The organism is uncultured Plantibacter sp. (assembly GCF_963518075.1).
Lineage (GTDB): Bacteria > Actinomycetota > Actinomycetes > Actinomycetales > Microbacteriaceae > Plantibacter > Plantibacter flavus_A.
In genome coordinates this window covers 122257-134005 of sequence record NZ_CAUQHZ010000008.1, presented here as the reverse complement: position 1 = coordinate 134005, position 11749 = coordinate 122257, and the positions used below count along the sequence as shown (strand labels likewise).

The following is an 11749-nucleotide window of genomic DNA, read 5'->3' as shown; positions in this document are numbered from 1 at the left end:
TGGGGCCTCCTCTCGGAAAGGGACGGGACCGGAGACGGGAGGGCCGTCCGGTCGACGGCCCTCCCGCTCGCTCAGTCCTCGATCGAGGTGTTGTAGAACTCCGGCAGGGCGCCGTCGGTGAGGGAGAAGCCCTTCACCCGCTGCTGGGTGACGAACACCTGGCTGTCGTTGAGGATCGGGACGACGTAGGCCTGGTCGATCAGGTGGTCCTGGATCTGTCCGAGGATCGCCGCACGGGTGTCGTCGTCGGTCGCCGCGTTCTGCGCGTCGAGCAGCGACTGCAGGGTCGTGTCGGAGCCTGCGAGACCGAGGAGGTCGGACCCGTCCTTGCTGTAGTACTCGCTGAGGCCCTTCGAGGGGTCAGGGTGCGGCCAACCGACTCGGAGCGCTCCGACCTCCGGGTCCGCGAACGCGGTCGCCCAGTAGGTGGAGTAGTCGAGCTCGTTGAGTGACAGCTCGATCCCGACGTCCTTGAACTGGTTCTGGATCTGCTGGAAGAGGCTCTTCGCCGTGTTGTCGTAGACGTCGATGTAGGTCTTCACCGTGAGCCGCTCGCCGCCCTTCGTGCGGTAGCCGTCCGCGTCGCGCTCGGTCCAGCCGGCGCCGTCGAGGAGGCGGTTCGCCGCATCCGGGTCGTAGGCGAACTTCGCCGATTCGTCGACGTAGCCGAAGGTGCCAGGCGACAGGACCGACGTCGCGGGCGTCCAGCTGTCGGTGTACTGCGTCTCGATGATCTGCTCACGGTCGATCGCGTGCAGCAGCGCCTTGCGGACGTCGACGTCGTCGAGGAACGGCGCCTGACTGCGGAGGAACCACTGGTTGCTGAGACCGACACCCGTCTTGGACACGATGTCGTAGCCGGCGTCGACGAGCCCCTGCTCCTCGCTCGGTTGGACGTAGCGGATGACGTCCGCCTCGCCCGACTTCAGGGTGCCGAGCCGGACGCTGTCCTCCTGCACGGGGATGACCGTGACCGAGGCGAGGTGCGCCTCGCCCTGGTTCGGGGAGGACGGCGGGGCCCAGGCGTACCCCTCACGACGGTCGAGCACGATCTCCTTGCCGTAGGTCTCGGAGGCGACGACGAAGGGACCGGAGCCGATGAGGTTCACGAACTTCGACTGCTCCTCCTTGCTCGCGTCGATCGTGGCGTCGGCGACGAGCCCGGATCCCCACCCGGTGAGCACGTTGAGGAAGGGCGCGTAGGGTGCGGCGAGGACGACGGTGACGGTGCTGGTCGCGTCGTCCGGCGTCGCCACGAGACCGGACGGGAACTGTGCGTTCGGGGTCGTCCCCTTCGCCTCGTCACCGGTCGACTGCCAGTTCAGGTTCTTCGCGACGCTCGCGGCGTCGACGGCGGTGCCGTCGCTGTAGGTGACGCCGTCACGGATCACGAAGGTGTACGTGAGACCGTCGGGGCTGACGGTCCAGGAGTCGGCGATCCACGGTTCGAGTTCGCCCGTCTCCGCGTTCGGGTAGAGCAGGCGGTCGGTGATGTTCTGCTGCAGCGCACGGGTCTGCCACGTACCCGCCTCCTGCACCTGCGCCGAGGTGGGGATCTCCGCATCGAGGTAGGTGAGACTGCCACCGTCCGCGTCGGACGAGGCCGACGCCGCCGAGCAGCCGGTCAGCGCGATGCTCACGGCGACGAGGGCTGCGGCGGCGAGTCGTGCTCGCCGTCTGGTGGTTCGGGTCATGACGGGTACTCCTGTGGGTCGGGGTGGTCCGGTGCTGTGCCGGTGTGGTTGCCCATCCTGGACGGCGCACCGGGCCACCCCGCTGCTCTGTTACGACAGGTTTCCCACGGGTTCCCTCGATGACGCCGTGTGACCGTCGACCGTCCCGTCGTGCTGGTCGCCGAGGTTCCGTCCTCCGCGGTATCGTGCGGCCGGGTGGTCGTCGGGGAGCCGGGCCGCCCCGCCGGTCAGGCGCTCGCGGAGCGTCTCCCCCGGTCGATACGCGTCGCGCAGCCGCCCTCGGCGACGCAGCTCCGGCACGACGAGTTCGACGAAATCGGTGAGCGTGTCGAGGCTGTGGTACTGCCGCAGGTTGATGCCGTCGATACCGATCTCGTCCAACCATCGCTCGATCTCGTCGGCCACGACCTCGGGGGTGCCGACGGCGAAGAAGTCCCGCTCGAGGTCGCTGCCGACCCGGCTGATGAACTCGCCGACGGTGCCGGCCGTCACCTGGGGCGGGAGCGCGTCGGCCGGGACCCCCTCTGCGGCGAGCGCCTCGGCGACCGTCCGGTCCTCCGGGTGCGCCTCCGGGTCGAACGGCAGCCCGGCGTGGACGAACCGGCCGACGATGCTCGCGTGCTCCCGGTACTGCGCGGCCTTCGCCTCGGCCTCCTCCTGCGTCGGCGCGACGATGACGGCGGCCTGGACGACGATCTTGAGCGCGGCCCCGTCGCGTCCGTTGTCGGCCGCCGCCGCACGGAACCGTTCCAAGAGCGGTCCTGCACCGCCGGGACCCCGTACGCCCGTGAACACCGCCTCGGCGTGCCGTCCGGCGAACGCGATGCCGGCCGGCGAGGCGGTCGCGGTGTAGAGCAGCGGTGTCCGCTGCGCGCTGGGCTCGGACAGGTGCGGTCCGGCGACCTGGAAGTAGCGCCCGACGTGGTCGATGTACCGCACCTTGTCGGGGTCCGAGTAGACGCCGGCCTCCCGGTCACGGATGACGGCGTCGTCGTCCCAGGACCCCTCCCAGAGCTTGTAGAGGACGTCCAGGTACTCCTCGGCGATCGCGAACCGCTCATCGTGCGGGATCTCCTCGGCGAGGCCGAAGTTGCGTGCGGCGTTGGGCAGGTACGAGGTGACGATGTTCCACGCGACGCGGCCGTTCGTCAGGTGGTCGAGGGTGCTCATGCGACGGGCGAAGGCGAACGGTGGCTCGTAGCTCGTCGAGAAGGTGATGCCGAAGCCGAGGTGCTCGGTCACGGCGGCCATCGCGGGGACGACGAGCAGGGGGTCGTTGTTCGGGATCTGCAGGCCCTCGCGCAGGGCGTCGGCCGGGCCGCCACGGAACACGTCGTAGGCGCCGACCACGTCGGCGATGAAGATCGCGTCGAACCCGCCCGCCTCCGCCGTCCGGGCGAGCGTCGTCCAGTACCGGATGTCGGTGTACTGGTCGCGTCGGTTGTCCGGCAGGCGCCAGAGGCCGTGGGTGATGTGGCTCACGCAGTTCATCTCGAACAGGTTGAGGATGAGCTGCTTGGGGTGGGACTGCGTCGGGCTGGACGGTGCGTTGATGATCGACTCCTCCGGTGCGGCGGCGATCGGTCCGTCCGGACCGGGCCGTCTGAGCACCCTAGGCGCAGCGGGAGGGGCGAGGTCCGGCCGCGGTGTCACATCACGTCATACGGAGCGCTGCGACGCGGGGTCCACGTCGATCGGTCAGCGGGCGTCGGGTCAGTGGGCGATCGGCGGGACGCGGTCCTGCCAGCGCAGGCGCCGCTCCAGTTGCGCACCGAGGGCGAGCAGGGTCGCCTCACCGCCGGGACGCCCGATCAGCTGAACGCCCATCGGCAGTCCCTCGGACGTCTCGTGCACCGGGAGCGTGATGGCCGGCAAGCCGGTCGCGTTCACGAAGGAGGTGTGCGGCGCGTAGCGCACCTGCTGCTCGAAGTTCAGCTCGGGCGAGTCCTGGTCGTACCATCCGATGGGACGTGGCGTCTGGGCGAGGGCCGGCGTGATGATCGCGTCGAACGGCGCGAACTGCGCGAGCACGCTGCGTTCGAACCGGTGGAGACTGGCGAGCGTCTCCATCAGCCGGGTCGCCGGCAGCGCCCGACCGCGCTCGACGAGGGACCTCGTGATGGGTTCGAGGAGCGTCAGCTCCGCCTCCGAGGACGCCGGGACACCGGCCGCCGAGGCCTGCCAGATCGTCGTGAAGTCGGCCGGGTACCGTTCGGCGTCGCGGAGGGTGAGCTCCTCCAGGCCGTGCCCCATCGCGGCGAACGCCCGGGTGGCGACGTCGACGGCCGCGAGGGCCTCAGGGTCGACCGCCAGCTCGAAGGCGCTGTCCCAGGGTGAGCCGGCGAGGACCGCCAGCTGGAACCGGCCCTCGCCGCGCACGGCGTGCCCGAGCAGCGGTCCGTCGTCGGCGTCGGGTGCGCGCAGCGTGAAGTGGTGGTCGATGCGTCCGTGCACGCGCTCGATCATCGCGTCGAGCAGGAGGGCCGCGTCGGCGACGGTCCGGGCGATCGGCCCGGGGACGACGAGGCCGGCGAGTCGGTCGACACCGGAGCCCGCGGGGACGAGCCCCCGCGTGGGCTTCAGACCGACGAGCCCGCAGGCGGCCGCCGGGATGCGGACGGAGCCGCCGCCGTCGGAGCCGGGGGCGAACGGGAGGAGCCGCGCGGCGACGGCGGCGGCGGCCCCGCCACTCGACCCGGCCGCCCCACGGTCGAGGGCCCACGGGTTCCGGGTCGGTGTCCCGTCGAGCGGCTCCGTGTAGCCGTAGAGCCCGAACTCCGGGGTCGCGGTCTTCCCGAGGCTCACCGCACCGGCCCGGTCGAGGACGCCGACGAGCTCGTCGTCGGTCGTCGCCACGAGATCCGCCGTGAGCCGGGACCCGAAGCGGACGGGCTGACCGGCACGGGACACGAGGTCCTTGTCGCCGATCGGGAGTCCCCAGAGCGGTGCGGTCCGGGGAAGTGCCTCGACCGCCTCCACGCGTTCGGCGAGCGATCCGGCGGCGACCGAGGTGAAGGCGCCGATCGCGTCGTCGAGCCGCTCGATGCGGTCGAGGTAGTGCCGGGCGAGCTCCGTCGGTGAGACCTCGTCCCGCTGTAACGCCTGCCACTGCTCGAGCGCCGTCAGCTCGTGGAGTTCCGCCATGCGACCAGCCTAGGCGCGGCGGTGGCCACAGCCCGTCCGTTCCCTGCCCGTTCCGGTCCCCGTTCCCGGGCGGTTCCGGTCCCTGGGCCTGTCGAAAGGCGTCGACCGGTTCAGCGCTTCAGGGACTTCTGGAGGAGGACCGTGCCGATCCAGCGGTCGAACTTGAACCCGACACGGCCCATGCGGCCCACCTCGGTGAACCCGAACTTCTCGTGCAGGGCGATCGACGACTCGGCGCCCTTGTCGGCGATGACGGCCAGCATCTCCTTGAGCCCGGCGGCCTTCGAGCGCTCGATGAGCTCACCGAGCAGATCGGTGCCGAGGCCCTTGCCGGTCGCTGCGGCTCCGAGGTAGATCGAGCTCTCCACCGTGAAGCGGTAGGCGCGCTTCTGCTTCCACGGCGCACACAGCGCGTACCCGAGGATCTGTCCGGTCGGGTTGACGGCGACGATGAACGGGAGCTGCAGCCGCTGCAGGTAGGCGAACTTGGAGCGCCATTCGGCGAGGGTCATCGCGTCCTCGTCGAAGGTGACCATGCTGTTGGCGACGTAGTGGTTGTAGATCGCCCGGACGTCGGGCAGTTCGGCCGCAGTGGCGTCGCGCATCGTGAATGCGAAGGGGGTCTCGGGGGTCGGCGGCTTGCGCAGGTGCGGCGGCAGCCGTCGCCTCGGCTCGTACTCCTCTTCCAACATCCCCCAAGCCTAACGAGGGGGTGGGTCGGCGGACAGCCCTTGCGGCCGACCCCCCGACCCGGTCGTCAGTCGAGCGACCAGTCGATCGGGTCCACGCCGCGGGAGACGAGGAAGTCGTTCGTGCGGCTGAACGGCTTCGAGCCGAAGAACCCGCGTGAGGCGGAGAGCGGACTCGGGTGCGCCGAGACGATGACGTGACGGTCGGGGTCGCTCGATGATTCGAGCAGCGGGGCCAGTCGTTCGGCGTCCTTGCCCCAGAGGATGGACACGAGCGGTGCGGGGCGTGCGGCGAGCGCCCGGATCGCCTGTTCCGTGACCGCCTCCCAGCCGTGTCGGCGGTGGGAACCGGCGGAACCCGCCTCGACCGTGAGGACGCGGTTGAGGAGCAGCACGCCCTGTCGGGTCCACGGACTGAGGTCGCCGTGTTCCGGCGTCGGGACACCGAGGTCGTCGCGGAGTTCCCGGTGGATGTTCGCGAGGCTGCGTGGCAGCGGGCGCACATCCCGGTCCGCGGCGAACGACAGGCCGATCGGATGACCCGGTGTCGGGTACGGGTCCTGCCCGACGATGAGGACCCGGACCGCGCTGAACGGCGTGCGGAAGGCCCGCAGGACGAGCTCGGGGGCCGGCAACCATCGGGCACCGTCCGCCGCTTGCGCCGCGAGCCAGTGGTCGATCGTCGCAAGACGATCGGCCACAGGCGCGAGCGCGTCGGCCCAGCCCTCGTCCATCGACCCCGCCGCGGCGAGCTGTGCCGGGCTACCGCCGAGGATCCCGTTCGTCATGGCCTACTGCTGCTGCGGCTGCTCGGCACCGATCGTGCGGACGACGACCCCGTGCTCGGCGGTGAAGACCTGCCAGACGCTGCCGCCGCCGAGGACGGAGAGCGCCCCCTGCCCGACCACGAGCGCCGTGTTCTCGTCGATCGCGACCCCGCCGTCGACGACCCCGGCCTCAGTCGCGGCGACGAGCCGCCCGAGGGTGCCCCACTGAGCGGCGTGCGCCTCGACGGCGATGTCGACGAGCCCGAGACCGTCGCCGATCGTGACCTCGTCGAGTTCCTCGGACGCCGCCTCGGGGCTCACGGGGACCTCGCCGACACGCCATCCGCCGATGATCGCGTGCTCGGCGGCGATCATCGCGCCGGCCGAGATGCCGAGGTAGGGCAGACCGGACGCGACGAGGCGTCGGATGTCGGTGGCGACCGGCGCGACCGCCTCCGCGTAGGCCGAGGGCAGCCCGCCGCCGACGACGATCCCGTCGACCTCGGCCAGCTGAGCCTGCGCGACCACACCGCCCTCGCGGACGACCACGCGGATCGCCTCGATCTCACCGGAGCGTGCGACGGCACGTTCCAGGGCGGCGGACTGCTCGAGTCCATCGCCGTCGTGCACGACGACGATCGCGATGCGCGGGGCCAACCGACCGGCGACGACCGCGAGCGCGGCCGCCTCGGCGATGAACGCTGCGTAGACGGTCGACTCGGTCTCTGGGGCGGCCGGACCGCCGAGGAGGAAAACACTCACCCTGAGACCCTACCCGGCACCCCGGATCAGGCGGGGACGATCAGGCCGTGATCGTCGGCAGCGTCGACCAGGGGAAGGAGATCCAGCGGTCGACGCGCTTCCACACGTAGTCGGGACGGAGCACCGTCTGCGGCTTCTCGTACAGCGTCACCGTGCGGACCTCCGCGCCGCTCGCCTGCATGAGTTCCAGCACCATCGCGAGCGTGCGACCCGAGTCGGACACGTCGTCGACGAGCAGCACCCGGCTCCCCGGCAACCCGGCCACGTCGAGCAGCGGCGGGAGCACGACGGGCTCGGGGAGACGCGCGTCGACCCCGGTGTAGAACTCGACGTTCAGCGCTCCGCACGCCTTCACGTCGAGGGCGTAGGCGATGGCACCGGCGAGCAGGAGCCCCCCGCGCGCGATCGCGACGACGGAGTCGGGCCGGAACCCGCTCGCGACGATCGCACTGGACAGTTCGCGGGCCGCGTCACCGAACGTGGGCCAGTCGAGGACCTCTCGCTCCGGGGACGCTGCGCTGGGGTTCTCGGTCGACATCCCCCAACGCTATCCTGCCGGCCGGGCCGCCTGTACCATCCCCACATGGCGCGAGACAGCACGACGATCGGCGGAGCCTCGGCGACCGGATGGCGGACGTCGATCCGTGGGTCGGCAGCTGGTATCACCGCAGGACTCATCGGCTGGTTGTTCCTCGTCGAGATCACGAGCGGTGTCCTGCAGGGCTACTACGTCCCACTCATCCCCGACCTCGTCGAGCACCTGGGCATCCACGACGCGGACTTCAACTGGTTCGAGGCCGCGCAGCTGCTGTTGTCGGCACTCGTCGTCCCCATCCTCGCGAAGCTCGGCGACATGTTCGGACACAAGCGGGTCCTCCTCGTCTCCACCGTGTTGACGGCCGGTGCCAGCTGGTGGCTCGTCGTCGCCGGGGACTTCTGGTCGTTCCTCGCGGCCTGGGCGCTGCAGGGCTTCTACGTCGTCTGGCTGCCCCTCGAGATCGCACTCATCTTCGAGCGGGGCCGTCGCTCCGGCACCGGGGCCTCGCAGACCCGGCGGGCCGCCGGCCTCCTCGTCGTGGCGCTCGAGGCCGGGGCCATCATCGGTGCGCTGTCGAGTGGACGCATCCTCACCGCCCTCGGCGGCGACATCCCACTCACGATGATGCTGCCGGCCGTCGCGGTGACCCTCGTCTTCTTCGCCATCCTGTTCGGCGTCCCCGAGTCCGAACCCCTGCCGGGCAGGACCCTGGACCTCGCGGGCTTCGTGCTCCTCAGCCTCGCGCTCCTCCTGATCACCTCGGGGCTCACCTTCCTGCGTCTCAACGGTCCGCAGACGTGGTGGGTGTGGGGGCTCATCGCGATCGGCGTGCTCGCGTTCCTGCCGTTCGGGCGACATGAACTGCGGCAGCCCGACCCGGCGATCGACCTCCGGGTGCTGCGGCAACCCAACATGTGGCCGGTGCAACTGACCGCGGGGCTCATCGGGATCAGCCTGCTCGGCGCCCAGGCGCCGCTCAGCACCTATGCGGGGACACCGCGGGAGAACGGATACGGCCTCGGGCTCGACGCCGGTGACATCTCCACGCTCATCGGCGCCTACCTGATCTCGATGATCGTCGGTGCGCTCCTGTTCCCACTCGTGTCGCGCTGGGCGACGCCTCGGATCGCGCTGATCATCGCCGCCTCACTCGTCGCGGTCGGGTACCTGCTGTTCCTCCCCTTCCACCTCGAGACGTGGCAGGTCTTCCTGAACATGGCGATCGCGGGTCTCGGCTCCGGTGCCCTCGTCGGCGCCATGCCGGCCGCGGCCGCGGCCGCCGCACCTCGCGGGCAGACGGGTGTCGCGTCGGCGCTGACCAACACGACGAAGACGATCGGTGGCTCCTTCGCTTCGGCCGTCTTCGGCGTGGTCCTGTTCGCCGGCGCCGCGCAGGCCGTCACGGCCGGAGCGTCGAGCCTGTCCGGCTATCTCACGGTCTGGGCGATCTGCGGGGCGGGCGCGCTCGTCGCCGCCGTCCTGCTCTGCTTCGTCCCGAAACTCGCCTTCGCGGATGCCGCCCCGGTCGACACGGGACCCGAGCCAGGCATCGATCCCGCTGCTGAGCACCCGACCGGTCACTGACCTCCCGACCGGTCCCCGAGCCCCCGACCGGTCCCCGAGCCTGTCGAAGGGTTACTCCGCGACGCGCAACGGCCCCTTCGCCAGGCGGTACGGGGCGGCCTGGGCGACCGGCTTGATCGTGATGAGGTCGAGGTTGACGTGCGGCGGCAGCGAGGTCGCGTGGACGATGGCCTCGGCGACGTCGTCGGCCGAGAGCGGATCCGGCACGTCCTCGTAGACGGCGTCGGCGCGGTCCTGGTCGCCACCGAAGCGCACGAGCGAGAACTCCTCCGTGTGCACCATGCCCGGCGCCACCTCGATCACCCGGATCGGTTCGCCGTTGAGCTCGAGCCGCAGCACCTCGAAGAGCGCGCGCTCCGCGAACTTCGCCGCGTTGTACCCGCCGCCACCCACGTAGGCGACGTGGCCCGCGATCGAGGTGACACCGACGATGGTGGCGGCACCACCCTCCGGGATGCTCCGACGGAGGATCGGCAGGAGCGCCTGGACCACGCGCTTCGTGCCGAGGACGTTGATGTCGAACATGCGCCGCCAGTCCTCCGCGTCGCCGTCCTCGACGGACGCGAGGCCGAAGGCACCGCCCGCGTTGTTGACGAGCGCCTGGGCGCCGCCGAGCTCCTCCACCCGGGCGGCGAGCGCGTCGACGTCCGCCTGCACGGTCAGGTCGGCGACGACCGCGGTGCCGCCGATGTCCGCGACGAGCGCCTCCAGCCGCTCCGCACGGCGGGCCACCGCCACGACCTCCCAACCGTCGGCCGCGAAACGCCTCGCCGTCGCCTCCCCGATCCCTGAACTCGCACCGGTCACCACCACACGTCTCGTCGTCATGCCTCCAGGGTAGCCACCGGGCCGAGCCGTTACGCCGTGTGTCCGCGCGGTTGGCGCGTGCAGGCGGGGCCGGTAGCCTCGGGGTCACGACGGAGCACCACCCGGAGCCACGCCCGGCGACATCGCTGTCGGACCGAGCGGCCTCACCGGCGGCACCCATCACCCGAGCAGCACCGACCACCCGAGCAGAGGGGACCATCCACCATGAGCGATGCCACGAACGACTGGAAGTTCGAGACGAAGCAGATCCACTCCGGAGCAGCGCCCGACCCGGTCACGAAGGCTCGGGCCACGCCGATCTACCAGACCACGAGCTACGTGTTCGACAACGCCGACCACGCCAAGAACCTCTTCGCCCTCGCGGAGTTCGGCAACATCTACACTCGCATCCAGAACCCGACGCAGGCCGTCGTCGAGGAGCGCCTCAGCGCGCTCGAGGGCGGCAGCGGCGCCCTCCTCCTCGCCTCCGGACAGGCGGCGGAGGCCTCGGCGGTCCTCAACATCGCGCAGGCGGGCGACCACATCGTGTCGTCGTCGTCGATCTACGGCGGCACGTACAACCTCTTCAAGTACACGCTCGCGAAGCTCGGCATCGAGACCACCTTCGTGGAGAACCAGGACGACGCCGAGGAGTGGCGGCGTGCGGTGCGCCCGAACACGAAGCTGTTCTTCGCGGAGACCATCGGCAACCCCAAGATCAACATCCTCGACATCCGCCTCGTCGCCGACGTCGCGCACGAGGCCGGCGTCCCGCTGATCGTCGACAACACGATCGCCACGCCATACCTCATCCGACCCTTCGAGCACGGAGCGGACATCATCGTCCACTCGGCGACGAAGTTCCTCGGCGGTCACGGCACGGTCATCGGCGGGGTCATCGTCGACGGCGGCACCTTCTCCTGGACCGGGCACGCGGACAAGTTCCCAGGCCTCACGACGCCGGACCCCTCGTACCACGGGGCGGTCTACACCGACGCCGTGGGCGACTCGCTCGCCTACATCATCAAGGCGCGCGTGCAGCTCCTGCGCGACCTGGGTGCGGCCATCGCCCCGGCGAGCGCCTGGCAGCTCATCCAGGGCATCGAGACGCTCAGCCTCCGCATCGAGCGCCACGTGCAGAACGCCCAGCAGGTCGCCGAGTGGCTCGACGCCCACCCCGACATCGCCAGCGTCAACTACTCGGGTCTGCCGTCGAGCCCCTGGTACGCGGCTGCCAACCAGTACGCGCCGAAGGGCGTCGGAGCGGTCCTGTCGTTCGAGCTGAAGGGCGGGGTCGACGCGGGCCGCGCCTTCGTGAACTCCCTGCAGTTGTTCTCACACCTCGCGAACATCGGCGACGTCCGTTCGCTCGTCATCCACCCGGCGTCGACGACGCACTCACAGCTCACTCCGGAGCAGCAGCTCACGGCCGGCGTCACCCCCGGGCTCGTGCGGCTCTCGGTGGGACTCGAGAACATCGACGACATCACGGCCGACCTCCAGGCCGGTCTGACCGCCGCGAAGCAGGTCGTCGAGGCCGCCCGGGTCTGAGCCCGTCCCACCGCGTCCCCTCCCCGGTTGCGCCAGCGCGGTGCGCTGACGCGAGCGCACCCCACAGCCGCGAGCGCGGGTCTCCAGAGACCCGCGCTCGCGTCGTTCGTTGCGCAGTCGGGCCGGTTCCCCGCCACTCGAGCCCGTTCCGGAGCGCCGGAGTCGGCGAAAGCGCACTCGCGTCAGCGCGCCGCGCCGACCTCGGCCGATCGG

At 70.8% G+C, this 11749-nt stretch carries 10 protein-coding genes; 2 read left to right on the top strand and 8 right to left on the bottom strand.

Annotated features, from left to right (window positions below):
* Positions 1–71: 71 nt before the first annotated feature.
* The 7 genes from RWN05_RS11370 to RWN05_RS11340 all read right to left on the bottom strand — a co-directional run bounded on the left by RWN05_RS11370 (position 72) and on the right by RWN05_RS11340 (position 7594).
* Positions 72–1694, bottom strand: a complete 1623-nt coding sequence (locus RWN05_RS11370) for an ABC transporter substrate-binding protein (RefSeq protein WP_314139603.1) — start codon at positions 1692–1694, stop codon at positions 72–74.
* A gap of 90 nt (positions 1695–1784) precedes the next feature.
* Complete coding sequence (locus tag RWN05_RS11365) at positions 1785–3305, bottom strand: NtaA/DmoA family FMN-dependent monooxygenase (protein WP_240555491.1); 1521 nt, start codon at positions 3303–3305, stop codon at positions 1785–1787.
* Between the two features lie 102 nt (positions 3306–3407).
* Positions 3408–4838, bottom strand: a complete 1431-nt coding sequence (locus tag RWN05_RS11360) for an amidase (protein WP_314139601.1) — start codon at positions 4836–4838, stop codon at positions 3408–3410.
* Positions 4839–4948: 110 nt separating this feature from the next.
* Positions 4949–5530: a GNAT family N-acetyltransferase gene (locus RWN05_RS11355; protein ID WP_314139599.1), complete on the bottom strand. Its 582-nt coding sequence runs from the start codon at positions 5528–5530 to the stop codon at positions 4949–4951.
* A 65-nt stretch (positions 5531–5595) separates the two neighbouring features.
* Positions 5596–6315 (bottom strand): uracil-DNA glycosylase, encoded by a 720-nt coding sequence (locus tag RWN05_RS11350; protein WP_079002785.1) that lies wholly within the window; start codon positions 6313–6315, stop codon positions 5596–5598.
* 3 nt (positions 6316–6318) lie between these two features.
* On the bottom strand, positions 6319–7056 hold the full coding sequence (locus tag RWN05_RS11345) for a Type 1 glutamine amidotransferase-like domain-containing protein (protein ID WP_064295268.1): 738 nt from the start codon (positions 7054–7056) through the stop codon (positions 6319–6321).
* Between the two features lie 40 nt (positions 7057–7096).
* Positions 7097–7594: a phosphoribosyltransferase gene (locus tag RWN05_RS11340; protein ID WP_071262460.1), complete on the bottom strand. Its 498-nt coding sequence runs from the start codon at positions 7592–7594 to the stop codon at positions 7097–7099.
* Between the two features lie 45 nt (positions 7595–7639).
* On the opposite strand from RWN05_RS11340, the gene RWN05_RS11335 reads away from it, so the two are divergent.
* Positions 7640–9178, top strand: a complete 1539-nt coding sequence (locus tag RWN05_RS11335; RefSeq protein ID WP_314139596.1) for an MFS transporter — start codon at positions 7640–7642, stop codon at positions 9176–9178.
* Positions 9179–9229: 51 nt separating this feature from the next.
* Here the strand turns inward: RWN05_RS11335 and RWN05_RS11330 are convergent, their stop codons facing one another.
* Positions 9230–10006 carry an SDR family oxidoreductase gene (locus RWN05_RS11330; RefSeq protein ID WP_175117759.1) on the bottom strand — a complete coding sequence of 259 codons (777 nt, stop codon included), beginning with the start codon at positions 10004–10006 and terminating at the stop codon, positions 9230–9232.
* Between the two features lie 204 nt (positions 10007–10210).
* Here RWN05_RS11330 and RWN05_RS11325 point away from each other — a divergent pair, with 204 nt between their 5' ends.
* Complete coding sequence (locus RWN05_RS11325) at positions 10211–11536, top strand: bifunctional o-acetylhomoserine/o-acetylserine sulfhydrylase (protein WP_064295265.1); 1326 nt, start codon at positions 10211–10213, stop codon at positions 11534–11536.
* The last annotated feature ends 213 nt before the right edge of the window (positions 11537–11749 follow it).